The following is a 17,068-nucleotide window of genomic DNA, read 5'->3' as shown; positions in this document are numbered from 1 at the left end:
ACCACGAGGAGATTCACCTTGGACTGGGAAGCACTGCTCAACCGCGAACGGCTTGGCAAGGTCGTGCACAGCAACGACGAACTGGGCCGCAGCCCGTTCCACAAAGATCACGACCGGGTGATCTTCTCCGGCGCGTTCCGCCGCCTGGGGCGCAAAACCCAGGTGCACCCGGTCACCAGTAACGATCACATCCACACCCGCCTCACCCATTCGCTGGAGGTCAGCTGCGTGGGCCGCTCGCTGGGCATGCGCGTGGGCGAAACCCTGCGCGACAGCCTGCCCGGCTGGTGCACCCCGGCGGACCTGGGGATGGTCGTGCAGTCGGCCTGCCTGGCCCACGACATCGGCAACCCACCGTTCGGCCATTCCGGCGAAGACGCCATCCGCCACTGGTTCCAGCAAGCCGCCGGCAAGGGCTGGCTCGACGCCATGAGCGACACCGAGCGCCTCGATTTTCTCAGCTTCGAGGGCAACGCCCAGGGCTTCCGGCTGCTCACCCAACTGGAGTACCACCAGTTCGAAGGCGGCATGCGCCTGACCTACGCCACCCTCGGCGCCTACCTCAAGTACCCCTGGACCGCGCGGCATGCCGACTCCCTGGGTTACAAGAAGCACAAGTTCGGCTGCTACCAGAGCGAGCTGCCGGTGCTCGAACAGATCGCCCACAAACTCGGCCTGCCGCAGCTGGAGCCCGAACGCTGGGCGCGGCACCCGCTGGTGTACCTGATGGAAGCCGCCGACGACATCTGCTACGCGCTGATCGACCTCGAAGACGGGCTGGAGATGGAGCTGCTCGACTACGCCGAAGTCGAGGCGCTGCTGCTCGGCCTGGTCGGCGACGACCTGCCCGACACCTACCGCCTGCTCGGCCCGGCCGACTCACGCCGGCGCAAGCTGGCGATCCTGCGTGGCAAGGCCATCGAGCACCTGACCAACGCCGCCGCGCGGGCCTTCGTCGAGCAGCAGCCGGCACTGCTCGCCGGCACCCTGGAGGGCGACCTGGTCGAGCACATGCAGGGCCCGGCCAAGCGCTGCGTGCAAAGCGCCAAAGACATCGCCCGGCGCAAGATCTTCCAGGACAAACGCAAAACCCTGCACGAGATCGGCGCCTACACCACCCTCGAAGTGTTGCTCAATGCCTTCTGTGGCGCGGCCCTCGAACAGCACGGCGGGCGCACGCCGTCGTTCAAGCACCGGCGCATCCTCGACCTGCTCGGCAGCAACGCGCCACGGCCAGACGGCTCGCTGCACGCGGCGTTCTTGCGGATGGTCGACTTCATTGCCGGGATGACCGACAGCTACGCCAGCGAAATGGCCCGGGAAATGACCGGCGGCGCCCTACCCGGCTGAAGGATTCTGATAGCGCGGTTCTGAACAGGTTGTAGGAAGTTTCCGATATAGCCAGCGCAGGGCCGCGCGGGCCTTTCGCCCGCCGGCAAATACGTTAGGGTGCGCCCTGTTTCAATCATGAACAGGGAAGTGCCCATGAACACTGTCTATATCATCGACGACCACCCGGTGGTGCGGCTGGCCGTGCGCATGCTGCTGGAGACCGAAGGTTACGTCGTGCTGGGTGAAAGCGACAACGGCGTCGACGGCATGCAGCAGGTACGCGACAGCCAACCCGACCTGCTGATCCTCGACATCAGCATCCCCCGCCTCGACGGCCTCGAGCTGCTGGCGCGCTATCAGCACATGGGCAGCGGGCCGCGCATCCTGGTGCTCACCGGGCAGTCGCCCACGCTCTTCGCGGCGCGCTGCATGCAGTCGGGCGCCTGCGGTTTCGTGCGCAAGGGCGAAGACCTCAGCGAGCTGCTCAGCGCCGTGCGCGCCGCGCTGAGCGGCTACCACTACTTCCCGCGCCAGGCCCTCGACACCCTGGCCAACCCCGCCGCGCAGCGCAGCGACCTGGCGCGGGTGCAGGAGATCAACGACCGCGAACTGATGGTGCTGCAGCTCTACGCCCAGGGCCGCAGCAACAAGGAAATCGCCCAGAGTATGTTCCTTAGCAACAAAACCGTGAGCACCTACAAAAAGCGCCTGATGGATAAACTCGGCATGGGGTCGGTGGCCGACCTGATCGGCCTGGCCAAGCGAGTGGGGCTGGTATGAGCCTTACCGCGCTTGCGCTGGGCGTGCTGCTGGGCGGGCTGCTGGCACTGGCCGCCTGGGCCGGCTGGCGATTGCGCCGCCACGCCAGCCAACTGGCCGGCCAGGTGCGCATCCTTGAGGCCCTGGTAGACGGCACCCCGCACCCCATTTACATCCGCGACCGCCAGGGGCGCCTGCTCAGTTGCAACGACAGCTACCTGAAAACCTTCGGCTGCAGCCGCCAGGCCGTGCTGGGCCATAGCGTGACCGATGGCGTGCTGCCTTGCGCCGCCGAAGCCCAGGCCTACCAACGGGATTACCAACAGGTGATGGCCAGCGGCACGCCGTACATCACTGACCGCGGCCTGACCCTGGGCGACCGCGCGCTCACCCTGTACCACTGGATACTCCCCTACCGCGATGGTGCTGGCCAGGTGTGCGGGGTGGTCTGCGGCTGGGTCGACATCAGCGAGCGCCAGCGCCTGCTGGAGCAATGCGAGCAGGCGAGGAACGCCGCCGACGCCGCCAACGCCGCGAAAAGCCAGTTCCTCGCCACCCTCAGCCATGAGATCCGCACGCCGATGAACGCCTTGCTCGGGCTGCTCGAGCTGGCCTTGCAACAAGCCCGTAGCGGCCACGCCGATGCCGCCGCGCTGGAGGTGGCGCAGCGCGCCGGCCAAGGCATGCTGGGGCTGATCGGCGACGTGCTCGACCTCGCCAGCATCGAGGCCGGCCAACTCAGCGCGCGCCCCGAGCCCGTTGCCCTGGCGGCATTGGTGGAAGACACCGCCAACAGCTTCGCCGCCCTCGCCCGCCGCCAAGGCCTGGCCCTGCAGGTGCACCTGGCACCCGCCGCGCGGGCCACCGTGGAGGTAGACCCGCTGCGCCTGCGCCAGGTGTTGTCGAACCTGATCGGCAACGCCATCAAGTACACCCCGCGGGGCCAGGTGAGCGTCAAGCTCGAGGCCAGCGCGCCGTGCAACGGCTTTCTACAGGTGCGCCTGTGCGTGAACGACACCGGCGTGGGCATCAGCAAGGCCGACCAGGCCAAGGCCTTCCGCCCGTTTACCCAGTTCCACCCGCCTGGCGCCCCCGCCCAGGAAGGCGCCGGGCTGGGGCTGGCGATCTGCCGTGAATTGACCGCGCTGCTCGGTGGCCAGTTGGCGCTGCGCAGCGAACCTGGCGTGGGCACCCAGGTGTGCCTGTCGCTGGCGCTACGGCTCTGCCCCCAGGCCGAGGCGCAAGCACCGGCGCCGGCGCGGCCATTGCCGGCGCTGCGGGTGTTGGTGGTAGACGACCACCCCGCCAACCGCTTGGTCCTGGCGCGCCAACTGCAGGCGCTGGGGCTGGCCGCCGAGGTGGCGGAGAATGGCGCCAGTGCGCTGCGCCAATGGCAGGCGCAACCCTTTGACCTGGTGATCGCCGACTGCAACATGCCAGGCCTCGATGGCTATGGCCTGGCCCAGGCGATCCGCGCCGCCGAGGCGGCCCAGGGCCTGCCGCGTTGCACCGTGCTCGGCTACACCGCCAATGCCCAGGCCAGTGAACGGCAGCGCTGCCTGGGCGCGGGCATGGATGGCTGCCTGTTCAAACCGCTAGACCTGCCTACCCTGCGCGCACAGCTCGAAGCGCTGGCGCCGGTCGAGCGCCCCTGCGCCGAGGCTGACAGCGCTTGGGAAGCGCAGCTGCAGGCCCAGGTGTTGCTCAGTTGCCAGGCCGACCGCGAAGCCCTGGCCGGCACCCTCGGCGCGGCGGAACTGGAAGCGCTGGGCCACCGCATCAAGGGCATGGCGCGAATCATCGGCGCGCTGCCCCTGGCCGCCGCCGCCCAGGCTCTGGAAGACGCCTGCGCCGAAGGGGCCGGGCTGCTGCCGGCGCGGGAGGGGTTGATCACGGCGCTGGGGGCGTTGGAGGCCGAGTACCAGGTTTGATTGCCCTTCGCCCGGCACAGCCGGCCTCCCACGGGTTCTGTACTGCCCAGTGAATCAAGCACTTACACAAATCTGGTGGGAGGCCGGCTGTGCCGGGCGAGAGGCCCTGAAGCTCATGCACAAGATCCGCAGAGCTTACAGCTTGATCCCTCCATGAAGCCCTGAAATGGCTTAAGTGAACAGCATTACGGCTCCGCCGGGCGAGAGGCCCTCGAAGCAAAAAAGCACCTTGCCAGCTACACATCAAATTGACATCATTTTCTGGCGCTTATTCTCTGGCGAACAAGGACGAACGATCAGGAGCCAGCGATGCCCCGCGCCGCCCGCCGCACCCTCCCCCTGCACATTTGCGTGAGCGTGATGTTCACCGCGCTGATGCTCGCCGTGGGCGCCTTCATGGGGTACTACAACTACCGCCAGGCCAGCCACATCATCCTGGCCAACAGCGCCCAGGTGTTCGACGGCATCGAGCACGACGTGCAGCTCGACCTGGCCACCACCTTCGAACCGGTGGAGCGCCTGCTCGGGCTGCTGGCGCTGAACCCAGCGGTGGCCGGCGGCACCCTGCAGCAACGCCTGGCGCTGTTGCCGAGCCTGGCCCAAGCGCTGCGCACCACGCCACGGCTGGCCTCGCTGTACGTGGGCTATGGCAATGGGGATTTTTTCATGGTGCGGGCCCTGCGCAGCGATGCCCAACGGGCTGCCCTCGGCGCGCCAAGCGCCGCCAGCCTGCAGGTGTGGAGCATCGAGCAGAACGGCCAGCGCTCGCGCTCGCTGTTCTTCGACCCGGCCTTGGCGCCACTGGGCGACGGGCCACCGCCGGGGCGCTTCTACGACCCACGGGAGCGCCCCTGGTACCAGGCCGCCCAGGCCAAACCCGGGGTGGCCGGCACCGACCCCTATGTGTTTTATTCCGACCGCCGCGTCGGCACCACCCTGGCGCTGGATGCCGGTGCCGGCACGGTGCTGGGCGCCGACATCACCCTGGATGAACTCAGCGCAACCCTCGCCCGCCACCGCGTCACCGCCTCGACCCAACTGGCGCTGTACGACCGCCTCGGCCACGCTGTGGCCTACCCGGACGCGGCCCGGCTGGTGGTCGAGCGCGGGACCGCGGAACTGGAACAGGTGAGCAAGCTGCACCCGGCGCTGGCGCTGTTCATGGCCCAGCCTGGGCAAAGCCGCCTCACCCTAGGCGCTGATGACTGGATCGCCACCAGCCAGGCGCTGCCCCAGGGCGGCCCCAGTGGCCTGCGCCTGGCCTTGCTGGTGCCGGAGCGCGAACTGCTGGCGCAGGCCTACCGGCTGCGCTGGGAAGGCGCGCTGATCACCCTCGCCGCGCTGCTGTTATGCCTGCCGCTGGGCTGGCTCAGCGCGCGCTTGCTGGCCAGCCCGCTGCGCCAACTGGCGCGTGAAGTAAACACCCTGGCCGACAGCCACAACCGCCCCGCGCCCCTGCCACCCAGCGTGGTGCTGGAGGTGCACCAGGTGCAACAGGCTGTGGCCGGCCTCGGCGAGCGCCTGGCCACCCAGGCCGCGGCGCGCCAGCGCATCGCCGGCCAGGCACCGGCACTGCGCCTGCAACAATGGCTTGAAGAGGCCTGCGCCGCCACCCAGGCGCGCGCGGCGGTGCTGTACCAGGGCCAGGGCAATGCGCTGCACGCCATCGCCTGCCAGGCCGACGGCCATGCCCGCTCGCCCTTGCTGCTCGGCCTGCAAGCGTTGCCCGCACGCGGGCCGTGGCCGGCCTGGGTGGCGTACCGCGGAGGGGATGAGGTGGGGGTGGCGAGCTTGGGCTTCGAACAGGCGCAAGACCTGCAACCCTTGCTGCTGGCACTGCAGTGCCCGCGGGTCAACGTGCTCAGCCTGGCGCTGGGCGACGGTTTGCTGGTGCTGCTGCGCGCCGACCAGGGCGAACCCCTGGAGGCGGCGGGCAGCGAACCCCTGCGCCAGCTGGCGGCCTTGGCGCCGCTGCTGGCGTAGTGGCCGTCAGGCGGCCGAGGGGTTGATCGGGTTTTCCGGGTACCACACGTCGATCATCGGGCCGACTTCGACCTTGGCCAGGTCGGTACGGGCCTTGAGCCAGGCTTCGACCTGGGCGCGCTGCTCGGGGCTGACCGAGCCACGCTTGCCCAGGCAGACCACGCCGAGGTCTTCGGCACCGACGTAGTCCAGGCCGTTGCCATCGATGGCTTCGGTGAGGAAGGCTTCAACGTAGGCGTCGAGGTCTGCGTCGGGCTTGAATTCCAGGTTCAGTTCGAAACCCAGCTCTTGAAATTCATCGACGCAGAGCTTTTTACGCAGGCGGCGCGAACGGTTAGTGGCCATGGGGGCAGTTCCTCAAAGTGATCAAGGCGCGAAGTGTGAAGGCCGCGGGCGCCGGGCGCAAGCCGAACCGAACGGCGGCTTTGGCGTCTGAACCTCGGGCCGGGCACCTTTGCCCTTGAAGCACCCGCCCCGCAACCACCATAATCAGCTGCCCTCGCCCTCTTATTTCAGCCCTAAGGGCCCTGCGATCCATGACAAAATCCCTGCGCACCCTCCTTCTGGCCGGCCTGTTGCTACCCCTGGCACAGCCTGGCAACGCCGCACCCTCTCCCCAAGCCCTGTCGGCCAAGGTCAGCCAGGCCCTGAAAACCAACAAGCTGGCGCCCGACGCGCTGTCGCTGGCGGTGGTCCCCCTCGACGGCCCCGGCGCGCCGCTGCTGTACAACGCCGACGTGTCGGTCAACCCGGCCTCGACCATGAAGCTGGTCACCACCTTCGCCGCGCTGGAACTGCTCGGGCCCACCTACCAGTGGAAGACCGAGTTCTACACCGACGGCACCCTGAGCGGCGGCGTGCTGCGTGGCAACCTGTACCTCAAGGGTGGCGGCGACCCGAAACTGAACATGGAAAAACTCTGGCTGCTGATGCGCGACCTGCGCGCCAACGGTGTGCAGCAGATCACCGGCGACCTGGTGCTCGACCGCGGCTACTTCAAGCAACCGGCCGACCTGCCAGTGTTCAACGACGATGGCGGCGATGACAACGCGCCGTTCCTGGTGCGCCCCGACTCGCTGATGATCAACCTCAAGGCGCTGCGCTTCATCGCCCGCAACGACAGCGGCCGGATCAGCGTCTCGGCCGAACCGCCGATCGCCAGCGTACAGATCGACAACCAGATCAAAGCCCAGCCGGGCGAAAAATGCGGCAGCGATGTGCGCTACAACCCGGTCACCCAGCCCGACGGCAGCGTCAGCGTGGTGGTAAGCGGCCAACTGGCCAGTGGTTGCAGCTCGCAAGCCTACCTGTCGCTGCTCGACCACCCCACCTACGCCGCCGGCGCCGTGCGCGCGCTGTGGGGCGAACTGGGCGGCAGCATCCAGGGCCGCGACCGCGAAGCGCCGGTGCCCGGCAATGCCAAGCTGCTGGCCCGGGCGTTCTCGCCAGACCTCGCCGAGATCATCCGCGACATCAACAAGTACAGCAACAACACCATGGCCCAGCAGTTGTTCCTCAGCATCGGCGCGCAAAACCGCACCGACGCCGACACCGACGACGCCAAGGCCGCGCAGCGGGTGATCCGCCAGTGGCTGGCGCGCAAGGGGCTGGTGTCGCCGCACCTGGTGATGGAAAACGGCTCGGGGTTGTCCCGTGACGAGCGCGTCAGCGCTCGGGAAATGGCCGCCCTGCTGCAAGCCGCCTGGCACAGCCCCTACGCCGCCGAGTACATCAGCTCGCTGCCACTGGTGGGCATGGACGGCACCATGCGCAAGCGCCTGAAGCAAACCGCGCTGGTGGGTGAAGGCCACATCAAGACCGGCACCTTGAACACCGTGCGCGCCATCGCCGGCATCAGCCGCGACGAAGAGGGCCACAGCTATGCCGTGGTGGCGGTGGTGAACGATCCACAGCCGTGGGGCGCCAAGCAGGTGCTCGACCAAGTGCTGCTCGACACCTGGAACCAGTAACGCTGGCTTACTGTTCCTTGCGCAACAGCTCACGCTTGCGCTCTACCCCCCAGCGGTAGCCGGAGAGCGCGCCGTCATGGCGCACTACCCGGTGGCAGGGTACCGCCACTGCCAGGCGGTTGGCGGCGCACGCCTGGGCCACTGCGCGCACGGCCTGGGGCTGGCCGATGCGCGCGGCAATCGCCGTGTAGCTGGCGGTCTCGCCCGGCGGGATCTCCCGCAGGGCCTGCCACACCCGTTCCTGGAAGGCGGTGCCCTGGATGTCCAGCGGCAACGCCAGGCCCAGCCGCGGCGCCTCGACGAACCCCACCACCTGCGCCACCCGGGCTTCGAAGGCCGCGTCGGCGCCCAGCAGCTCGGCGTTCGGGAAGGCGTCCTGCAGGCTATGCAGCAGGGCTTCGGGCTCGTCACCGAGCAGGATCGCGCAAATGCCCTTGGCGCTCTCCGCCACCAGGATCGCCCCTAGCGAACACTGCGCCAGCGCGAACTGAATCCGCACCCCTGCCCCGCCCTGGCGGAACTGCCGTGGCGGCATGCCAAGGCGCGGTTGGCTGCTCGCGTAAAAGCGGCTGCCGGCATTGAAGCCGGCGCCAAAGGCGGCCTCGGTGATGCTGCGGGCGGGGTCCGCCAAGCCCTCGCGGGCGCGCCGGGCGCGGGCGGCGTCAGCGTAGGCTTTGGGGGTCAGCCCGGTGTGGGCCTTGAACAGCCGGTGAAAGTGCGCCGGGCTCAAGCCCGCGCTGGCGGCCAGGGTGGCAAGGCGCGGGGCCTCTTCGCTGTGGTCGATCAGGCGGCAAGCCTGGGCGATCAGGCTGGGGTGGCTGGCGGTGGGCATGGCGGGAGTCCTTTGGCGGCGGAGCATGGGGGCAAGGCTATAGCGCCTTGGCGCGGGGTGCCTCCCGTTTCTTGCTGTGCGGTCGTTCCCCCAAAAACAAAGGCCACCCGAAGGTGGCCTTTGCGCTACCGCGTAAGGGCAATGCCTTACTTGGTTGGCCAGCCAGTCAGCTCGGCCAGGGCCTTGCCGATGTCAGCCAGCGAGCGGACGGTTTTCACGCCAGCGTCTTGCAGGGCAGCGAACTTGTCGTCCGCGGTGCCTTTACCACCAGAAATGATGGCGCCTGCGTGGCCCATGCGTTTGCCGGGCGGTGCGGTCACGCCAGCGATGTAGCTGACCACGGGCTTGGTCACGTTGGCCTTGATGAAGGCCGCGGCTTCTTCTTCGGCCGAACCACCGATTTCACCGATCATCACGATGGCTTCGGTTTTCGGGTCTTCCTGGAACAGCTTCAGGATGTCGATGAAGGTCGAGCCCGGGATCGGGTCGCCGCCGATACCCACGCAGGTCGACTGGCCGAAGCCAGCGTCGGTGGTCTGCTTGACCGCTTCGTAGGTCAGGGTGCCGGAACGGGAAACGATACCGACCTTGCCTGGCAGGTGAATGTGACCGGGCATGATGCCGATCTTGCATTCGCCGGGGGTGATCACGCCCGGGCAGTTAGGGCCGATCAGGCGCACGCCCAGCTCGTCGCACTTGACCTTGGCGTCAAGCATGTCGAGGGTCGGGATGCCTTCGGTGATGCACACGATCAGCTTGATGCCGCCGAAGGCCGCTTCCAGGATCGAGTCTTTGCAGAACGGAGCCGGTACGTAGATCACCGAGGCTTCAGCGCCGGTTTGCTCTACGGCTTCCTTGACGGTGTTGAACACCGGCAGGCCCAGGTGGGTGGTGCCGCCCTTGCCGGGGGTCACGCCGCCGACCATCTTGGTGCCGTAGGCGATGGCCTGTTCGGAGTGGAAGGTACCTTGCGAGCCGGTGAAGCCCTGGCAGATAACCTTGGTGTCTTTATTGATCAGGACGCTCATTACTTGCCCTCCGCGGCTTTGACGACTTGTTGCGCAGCGTCGGTCAGGCTGGTTGCCGCGATAATGTTCAGACCGCTTTCAGCCAGCACCTTGGCACCCAGTTCAGCGTTGTTGCCTTCGAGGCGAACCACAACCGGTACCTTCACGCCGACTTCTTTCACGGCGCCGATGATGCCTTCGGCAATCATGTCGCAGCGAACGATGCCGCCGAAGATGTTGACCAGCACTGCCTGGACATTGCTGTCGGACAGGATGATCTTGAAGGCTTCGGTCACGCGTTCCTTGGTGGCGCCACCGCCCACGTCAAGGAAGTTGGCCGGCTTGCCGCCATGCAGGTTGACGATGTCCATGGTACCCATGGCCAGGCCAGCACCGTTGACCATGCAGCCGATGTTGCCTTCGAGGGCAACGTAGTTCAGTTCGAACTTGGCGGCGTGGGCTTCGCGCGGGTCGTCCTGCGACGGGTCGTGGAACTCGCGCAGCTTCGGCTGGCGGTACACGGCGTTGCTGTCGATGTTGATCTTGGCGTCCAGGCAGTGCAGGTTGCCGTCGGCCTTGATCACCAGCGGGTTGATTTCCAGCAGGGCCAGGTCGTAGTCCTGGAACAGCTTGGCCAGGCCCACGAAAATCTGGGTGAACTGCTTGATCTGGTTGCCTTCGAGGCCCAGTTGGAACGCCAGCTCACGGCCTTGGAAAGGCTGCGCGCCGACCAGCGGGTCAACGGTGGCGGTGAGGATTTTTTCCGGGGTGTCGTGGGCGACTTTCTCGATGTCGACGCCACCTTCGGTGGAAGCCATGAACACGATACGACGGCTGGAACGATCCACCACCGCGCCCAGGTACAGTTCCTTGGCGATGTCGGTGCACGACTCGACCAGGATCTTCGTGACGGGCTGGCCATTGGCATCAGTCTGGTAGGTCACCAGGCGCTTGCCCAACCACTGGGCGGCGAAGGCCTTGGCGTCTTCCTTGCTCTTGACCAGCTTTACGCCGCCCGCTTTACCGCGGCCACCGGCGTGGACCTGAGCCTTGACGACCCATTCGGTACCACCAATCTTGTCGCACGCCTCTGCGGCGGCTTCCGGGGTGTCTACCGCGTAGCCCTTGGATACCGGCAGGCCGTATTCAGCGAACAGCTGCTTACCCTGATACTCGTGAAGATTCATGCTTTTTACCGTCTTCGTTAGGTACTGCGCTCTCGGCGCTGCGCCCGTGGTCGGGTGCCGCGCCACCTGTGACTGCTCGTTGCAAGGCCGGTGCAAACCCACGCGGGATCGCGTGGTTCACCCGGCAGGCCTGGCCGGCCCTACATCGTTGCGTCCGGCGTACGTTCCGCGGTGGGCCCCGGGGGGCTCACGACGGGCGGTGCGCCGTTGGTTTCTTATTGTTAACGCTTCTTGCGGTTGGCAACGTGGATGGCACCGCCATTCACGGCCAGGGCTGCTTCATGCAACGCCTCGGACAGCGTCGGGTGCGAGAACACCATCATGCCCAGGTCTTCGGCGCTGGTGCCGAATTCCATGGCGATGGCGCCCTGCTGCACCAGTTCGGCCGCGCTTGGGCCGATCACGTGCACACCCAGTACACGGTCGGTCTTCGCATCGGCGATGACCTTGACGAAACCGCCGGTGTCGTTGGCGGCCATGGCCCGGCCGCTGGCGGCGAACGGGAAGGTACCGACGTTCACTTCAACGCCTTCGGCCTTCAGCGACTGCTCGGTCTTGCCAACCCACGCGATTTCCGGGTGAGTGTAGATGACCGACGGGATCAGGTCGTAGCTCATGGTGGCCTTGTGGCCCTTGATGCGCTCGACGACCATGATGCCTTCTTCCGACGCCTTGTGCGCCAGCATCAGGCCGCGAACCACGTCGCCGATGGCGTAAACGCCCGGCACGCTGGTGGCGCAGTAGTCGTCGACGAAGATGAAGCCGCGCTCGTCGATGTCGACGCCGCTGTCGGAGGCCAGCAGGTCGGTGGTCACCGGGCGGCGGCCGACGGCTACGATCAGCTTGTCGAAGACGATTTTCTGTTCGCCGTTGGCGTCAGTGTAGGCCACTTCGACTTCGTCGCCGTTGACCTTCGAGCCGGTCACGCGGGCGCCCAGTTTGATGTCCAGGCCCTGTTTGGTCAGGGTTTTCAGCGCTTCCTTGGACACCGCGGTGTCAGCGGCCATCAGGAAGGTGTCGAGGGCTTCGAGCACGGTCACCTGGGCACCCAGGCGCGACCATACCGAACCCAGCTCCAGGCCGATCACGCCCGCGCCGATCACGCCCAGGCGCTTCGGTACGGCGGAGAATTCCAGGGCGCCGGTGGAGTCGACGATGACGTTCTGGTCGACCGGGGCTGGCGGGATGTCGATCGGGCGCGAGCCGGAAGCGAGGATGACGTTGTCGGCCTCGAGCACTTCGGTGCTGCCGTCAGGCTTGGTGACTTCGACCTTCTTGCCAGCCAGCAGCTTGCCGTGGCCTTCGATGGAGGTCACGCCGTTGGCCTTGAACAGGGTGGCGACACCGCTGGTCAGGTTCTTGACGATGCCAGCCTTGCGGCCAACCATCGCTTCGACGTCCATTTTCACTTCGCCGGTGGAGATGCCGTGTACGTTGAAGCTCTCTTTGGCTTCCTTGTACTTCCAGGAGCTGTCGAGCAGCGCCTTGGACGGGATGCAGCCAACGTTCAGGCAGGTACCGCCGAGGGCTTGCTTGCCATCCTTGTCGGTGTACTTCTCGATGCAGGCGGTCTTCAGGCCCAATTGGGCGGCCTTGATCGCGGCCACATAGCCGCCAGGGCCGGCACCGATCACTACTACGTCGAATTTCTGGGTCATGGTTTGTCCTTAGCTACGCTGCGTAGAGCTACAAGCTGCAAGCTTCAAGTCGCAAGGCGGCGCGCAAGCCGTGTGGGTTAGCCCCACGCGCGGCTTGCGCCTTGCCCTTTGCGACTACCGTTTTAGATATCCAGCAGCAGACGAGCCGGGTCTTCAAGCAGGTTCTTGATGGTGACCAGGAAGGTTACCGCTTCCTTGCCATCAATCAAGCGGTGATCGTAAGACAGCGCCAGGTACATCATCGGGCGGATCTCGACCTGGCCTTTGACGGCCATCGGGCGCTGGATGATGTTGTGCATGCCGAGGATCGCGGCCTGCGGCGGGTTGACGATCGGGGTCGACATCATCGAACCGAAGGTACCGCCGTTGGTGATGGTGAAGGTGCCGCCAGTCATTTCTTCGATCGACAGTTTGCCGTCGCGGGCCTTCTTGCCGAAGGTGGCGATGCCGTTTTCGATTTCAGCCAGGCTCATCGACTCGGCGTTGCGCAGTACTGGCACCACCAGGCCACGGTCGCTCGACACGGCTACGCCGACATCGGCGAAGCCATGGTAGACGATGTCGTTGCCGTCGATCGAGGCGTTGACCGCCGGGAAGCGCTTCAGCGCTTCGGTGGCGGCCTTCACGAAGAACGACATGAAGCCCAGGCGCACGCCGTTGTGGGTCTTCTCGAAGAGGTCCTTGTACTTCGAACGCAGGGCCATGACTTCGGTCATGTCGACTTCGTTGAAGGTGGTCAGCATGGCCATGTTCGACTGTGCTTCGACCAGGCGCTCGGCGATCTTGGCGCGCAGGCGGGTCATCGGCACGCGCTTCTCGGTGCGGTCGCCCGAACCCTGAACGGTCGGTGCCGCGGCCGGGGCGGCGGCAGGCTTGGCGGCCGGGGCCTGAGGGGCGCTCTTCTTGGCTTCGATGGCGGCAACCACGTCTTCCTTGGTCACGCGGCCATCTTTACCGGTGCCCTTGATGCTCGCCAGGGCGATGCCGTTCTCCTCAGCCAACTTGCGCGCGGCGGGCGCGCCGATGGCGTCGTCGTCGGCAGCGGCCGGGGCGGCAGCCGCCGCGGGGGCAGCGGCAGGGGCAGCGGCCGGCGCGGCGGCGGCGGCACCGCCCTCCTCGATGGTGGCCAGCAGCTCGTCCGACAGAACGGTGTCGCCTTCGTTCTTGACGATCGCGCCCAGTACGCCGTCAGCGGTGGCGAGCACTTCCAGTACAACCTTGTCGGTTTCGATGTCGACAATCAGCTCGTCACGCTTTACGGCCTCGCCCGGTTTCTTGTGCCAGGTGGCAACGGTGCCGTCGGCGACCGATTCCGGGAAAGTGGGGGCTTTGATCTCGATAGCCATTCTTTGTGGTTCCTTAAATTCGGTTTCGTTGGCTCGAAGGCATTAAACGTTGAAGGCGGCGTTCAGCAGTTTTTCCTGCTGTTCAGCGTGCATCGATGCATACCCGCAGGCCGGGGCGGCAGAGGAGTCACGGCCAGCGTATTCCAGGAACAGGTCTTTGTTATGACCAGCCAGGATACGGCGGAAGTGATGCTGGCTCTGATACCAGGCGCCCTGGTTCATCGGTTCTTCCTGGCACCATACGGCGTGCTTGAGGGCCTTGTAGGGCGCCAGCACTTCGACCAGGTCGTCTTCCGGGAACGGGTACAGCTGCTCGACACGCAGAATGGCGATGTCTTCGCGGCCTTCGGCACGGCGTTTTTCCAGCAGGTCGTAGTACACCTTGCCGCTGCACAGCACCAGGCGTTCGACCTTGGCCGGATCGAGCGCGTCGATTTCCGGGATCACGGTCTGGAACGAGCCGTCGGCGAGCTCTTCGAGCGTCGACACCGCCAGCTTGTGGCGCAGCAGCGACTTGGGCGTGAACACGATCAGCGGCTTGCGCAGCGGGCGCACGACCTGGCGGCGCAGCAGGTGGTAGATCTGTGCCGGGGTGGTCGGTACGCACACCTGAATGTTGTGCTCGGCGCACAGTTGCAGGTAGCGCTCCAGGCGCGCGGAGGAGTGCTCCGGGCCCTGCCCTTCGTAGCCGTGCGGCAGCAGCATGGTCAGGCCACACAGGCGGCCCCACTTGTGCTCGCCACTGGTGATGAACTGGTCGATCACCACTTGCGCGCCGTTGGCGAAGTCACCGAACTGGGCTTCCCAGATCACCAGCGAGTTGGGCGCGGTGGTCGAGTAGCCGTATTCGAACGCCAGCACCGCCTCTTCGGAGAGGTAGGAGTCGTACAGTTCGAACGCGGGCTGGCCGTCGTACAGGTGCTTCATCGGTACGTAGCTGGTGGCGTCCTTCTGGTTGTGCAACACCGCATGGCGGTGCGAGAAGGTGCCACGGCCCACGTCCTGGCCGGTGATACGGATCGGGTGGCCTTCGAAGATCAGCGTGGCATAGGCCATGGTCTCGGCGTAGCCCCAGTTGATCGGCAAGCCACCGGCCTGCATCTTCTGGCGATCTTCGTAGATTTTCGACACCTGGCGCTGAACCACCACGCCTTCCGGCACCGCCAGCAGCTTGGCCGACAGTTCCTGCAGGGTTTTCAGGTCGAAGCGGGTGTCGTGGCGGGCGGTCCAGGAGTGGCCCAGGTACGGGCGCCAGTCGACGAACAGCTCTTTGTTCGGCTCCTTGACCAGGCTCTTGACCACATGCAGGCCGTTGTCCAGCGCGTTGCGGTACTCATCGACCTGTGCCTGCACGGCGTCGGCGCCCAGGGCACCGGCCTGCACCAGGCGCTCGGCGAACAGTTCGCGGGTGGTGCGCTGCTTGGCGATCTGCTGGTACATCAGCGGCTGGGTGCCGCTCGGCTCGTCGGCCTCGTTGTGGCCACGGCGGCGGTAGCAGACGAGGTCGATGACCACGTCACGCTTGAACTGCATGCGGTAGTCGACCGCCAGCTGGGTCACGAACAGCACGGCTTCCGGGTCGTCGCCGTTCACGTGCAGGATCGGCGCCTGGATCATCTTCGCCACGTCGGTGGCGTACTCGGTGGAGCGCGCGTCCAGCGGGTTGCTGATGGTGAAGCCGACCTGGTTGTTGATGACGATATGGATGGTGCCGCCAGTCTTGAAGCCGCGGGTCTGCGACATCTGGAAGGTTTCCATCACCACGCCCTGGCCCGCGAACGCGGCGTCGCCGTGGATGGAAATCGGCACGACCTTGTCACCGTTGCCGTCGTTGCGGCGGTCCTGGCGGGCGCGTACGGAACCTTCAACCACTGGCGAGACGATTTCCAGGTGGGAAGGGTTGAACGCCATCGCCAGGTGCACTTCGCCGCCGCCGGTCATGACGTTGGAGCTGAAGCCCTGGTGGTACTTCACGTCGCCCGAGCCGAGCTCGACCTTCTTCTTGCCTTCGAACTCGTCGAACAGTTCCCGTGGGTTCTTGCCCAGGGTGTTGACCAGCACGTTCAGGCGGCCGCGGTGGGCCATGCCGATGACGATTTCCTTCGAACCGTACGAGCCGGAACGCTGGATGATTTCGTCGAGCATCGGGATCAGGCTTTCGCCACCTTCCAGGCCAAAGCGCTTGGTGCCCGGGTACTTGGTGCCCAGGTACTTCTCGAGGCCTTCGGCGGCGGTCACGCGCTCGAGCACGTGGCTTTGCACATCGGCCGAATACACCGGGCGGCCACGTACGCTTTCGAGGCGCTGCTGGAACCAGCTGCGCTGCTCGGAATCGACGATGTGAATGAACTCGGCGCCGATGGTGCGGCAATATGTCAACTGCAACGCCTCGTGAATTTCACGTAGGCTCGCTTCTTCCTTACCGATGAACAGGTCGCCGGTACGGAAGGTCGTGTCTAGATCGGCATTGGTCATGCCGTAGTGATTGATCGACAGGTCGGCCGGTGCGGGTCGTTTCCACAAGCCTAGCGGGTCCAGCTGGGCAGCCTGGTGGCCACGCAACCGGAAGGCCTGGATCATTCGAAGTACTTCAACTTGCTTCTTCTCGTGCTCGCTGCTCACGCTCCCGGCGGAAACCGGCTGTGCGCGGCGCTGGTTCTTTGCCAGCAGTACGAAATGGTCGCGAACGGTCGAGTGCGAAACGTCCGGAGCGGTGCTGCCGTCGGCGGGCAACTTCTGGAAGTAGGTGCGCCACTCTTCTGGCACAGCGTTAGGGTCGTGCAGGTAAAGCTCGTAGAGCTCTTCCACATAGGCAGCGTTACCACCTGAAAGGTGGGCGCTGTTCCACATGCGCTGCATCACGCTTTCTTGCATGCTTGGTCACCCTCGGTTAGGGGCCACCATCGGCGAAAACAAAGCCCTCGCGCGCTGCGAGTGCCAATCGTTCCCACTGATGTTCCGGGTACCAGCCCGGATGCCCCTGCTGGTCTCATTTCTTCAAAAGTAAAGGCAGTGGCCTTGTGAGCCTTGCCCAATTTCACCTTGGCCCGGGCAACAGCGCCC

12 protein-coding genes are annotated in these 17,068 nt (G+C 65.9%); 5 read left to right on the top strand and 7 right to left on the bottom strand.

All coding sequences use genetic code 11. The features are described 5' to 3' along the window. The first annotated feature begins 18 nt into the window (after positions 1–18). From ACFZCE_RS22805 to ACFZCE_RS22790, 4 genes are all read left to right on the top strand, one after another. Positions 19–1,350, top strand: a complete 1,332-nt coding sequence (locus ACFZCE_RS22805; protein WP_390942802.1) for a deoxyguanosinetriphosphate triphosphohydrolase — start codon at positions 19–21, stop codon at positions 1,348–1,350. A 135-nt stretch (positions 1,351–1,485) separates the two neighbouring features. Continuing rightward, positions 1,486–2,112, top strand: a complete 627-nt coding sequence (locus ACFZCE_RS22800; protein WP_390942801.1) for a response regulator — start codon at positions 1,486–1,488, stop codon at positions 2,110–2,112. Continuing rightward, positions 2,109–4,022: an ATP-binding protein gene (locus tag ACFZCE_RS22795; protein ID WP_390942800.1), complete on the top strand. Its 1,914-nt coding sequence runs from the start codon at positions 2,109–2,111 to the stop codon at positions 4,020–4,022. The genes ACFZCE_RS22800 and ACFZCE_RS22795 overlap by 4 nt, the downstream gene beginning before the upstream one ends. 309 nt (positions 4,023–4,331) lie before the next feature. Further along, positions 4,332–6,005, top strand: a complete 1,674-nt coding sequence (locus ACFZCE_RS22790) for a cache domain-containing protein (RefSeq protein WP_390942799.1) — start codon at positions 4,332–4,334, stop codon at positions 6,003–6,005. Between the two features lie 6 nt (positions 6,006–6,011). On the opposite strand, the gene ACFZCE_RS22785 is transcribed toward ACFZCE_RS22790, so the two are convergent. Beyond that, a complete protein-coding gene (locus tag ACFZCE_RS22785) occupies positions 6,012–6,350 on the bottom strand; it encodes a 50S ribosome-binding protein YggL (RefSeq protein WP_390942798.1) in 339 nt (112 codons plus the stop codon). A gap of 191 nt (positions 6,351–6,541) precedes the next feature. Between ACFZCE_RS22785 and dacB the strand changes: the two genes are divergently transcribed. Continuing rightward, positions 6,542–7,975 (top strand): D-alanyl-D-alanine carboxypeptidase/D-alanyl-D-alanine-endopeptidase, encoded by a 1,434-nt coding sequence (gene dacB, locus ACFZCE_RS22780; protein ID WP_390942797.1) that lies wholly within the window; start codon positions 6,542–6,544, stop codon positions 7,973–7,975. A gap of 7 nt (positions 7,976–7,982) precedes the next feature. Here the strand turns inward: dacB and ada are convergent, their stop codons facing one another. The 6 genes from ada to ACFZCE_RS22750 form a co-directional block, all read right to left on the bottom strand. Further along, a complete protein-coding gene (gene ada, locus ACFZCE_RS22775; RefSeq protein WP_390942796.1) occupies positions 7,983–8,834 on the bottom strand; it encodes a bifunctional DNA-binding transcriptional regulator/O6-methylguanine-DNA methyltransferase Ada in 852 nt (283 codons plus the stop codon). Between the two features lie 119 nt (positions 8,835–8,953). After that, positions 8,954–9,835: a succinate--CoA ligase subunit alpha gene (sucD, locus tag ACFZCE_RS22770; protein WP_390942795.1), complete on the bottom strand. Its 882-nt coding sequence runs from the start codon at positions 9,833–9,835 to the stop codon at positions 8,954–8,956. Then, positions 9,835–11,001, bottom strand: coding sequence for an ADP-forming succinate--CoA ligase subunit beta (gene sucC, locus ACFZCE_RS22765; RefSeq protein WP_390942794.1), 1,167 nt, complete (start codon positions 10,999–11,001; stop codon positions 9,835–9,837). Before sucC ends, sucD begins: the two co-directional genes overlap by 1 nt. 221 nt (positions 11,002–11,222) lie before the next feature. Then, on the bottom strand, positions 11,223–12,659 hold the full coding sequence (gene lpdA / locus ACFZCE_RS22760) for a dihydrolipoyl dehydrogenase (protein WP_390942793.1): 1,437 nt from the start codon (positions 12,657–12,659) through the stop codon (positions 11,223–11,225). A gap of 122 nt (positions 12,660–12,781) precedes the next feature. Further along, positions 12,782–14,005, bottom strand: coding sequence for a 2-oxoglutarate dehydrogenase complex dihydrolipoyllysine-residue succinyltransferase (gene odhB / locus ACFZCE_RS22755; protein WP_390942792.1), 1,224 nt, complete (start codon positions 14,003–14,005; stop codon positions 12,782–12,784). A 42-nt stretch (positions 14,006–14,047) separates the two neighbouring features. Then, positions 14,048–16,879: a 2-oxoglutarate dehydrogenase E1 component gene (locus ACFZCE_RS22750; protein ID WP_390942791.1), complete on the bottom strand. Its 2,832-nt coding sequence runs from the start codon at positions 16,877–16,879 to the stop codon at positions 14,048–14,050. Positions 16,880–17,068: the final 189 nt, after the last annotated feature.

The organism is Pseudomonas sp. NPDC007930 (assembly GCF_042958985.1).
Lineage (GTDB): Bacteria > Pseudomonadota > Gammaproteobacteria > Pseudomonadales > Pseudomonadaceae > Aquipseudomonas.
This window is presented reverse-complemented; position numbering and strand designations above follow the sequence as displayed.

Bases quoted from the DNA above. Each gene is read 5' to 3' on its own strand.
- lpdA (WP_390942793.1), bottom strand. From the start codon at position 12,659: ATGACCCAGAAATTCGACGTAGTAGTGATCGGTGCCGGCCCTGGCGGC.
- odhB (WP_390942792.1), bottom strand. From the start codon at position 14,005: ATGGCTATCGAGATCAAAGCCCCCACTTTCCCGGAATCGGTCGCCGAC.
- ACFZCE_RS22795 (WP_390942800.1), top strand. From the start codon at position 2,109: ATGAGCCTTACCGCGCTTGCGCTGGGCGTGCTGCTGGGCGGGCTGCTG.
- sucD (WP_390942795.1), bottom strand. From the start codon at position 9,835: ATGAGCGTCCTGATCAATAAAGACACCAAGGTTATCTGCCAGGGCTTC.
- ACFZCE_RS22790 (WP_390942799.1), top strand. From the start codon at position 4,332: ATGCCCCGCGCCGCCCGCCGCACCCTCCCCCTGCACATTTGCGTGAGC.
- ACFZCE_RS22750 (WP_390942791.1), bottom strand. From the start codon at position 16,879: ATGCAAGAAAGCGTGATGCAGCGCATGTGGAACAGCGCCCACCTTTCA.
- sucC (WP_390942794.1), bottom strand. From the start codon at position 11,001: ATGAATCTTCACGAGTATCAGGGTAAGCAGCTGTTCGCTGAATACGGC.
- ACFZCE_RS22785 (WP_390942798.1), bottom strand. From the start codon at position 6,350: ATGGCCACTAACCGTTCGCGCCGCCTGCGTAAAAAGCTCTGCGTCGAT.
- dacB (WP_390942797.1), top strand. From the start codon at position 6,542: ATGACAAAATCCCTGCGCACCCTCCTTCTGGCCGGCCTGTTGCTACCC.
- ada (WP_390942796.1), bottom strand. From the start codon at position 8,834: ATGCTCCGCCGCCAAAGGACTCCCGCCATGCCCACCGCCAGCCACCCC.
- ACFZCE_RS22800 (WP_390942801.1), top strand. From the start codon at position 1,486: ATGAACACTGTCTATATCATCGACGACCACCCGGTGGTGCGGCTGGCC.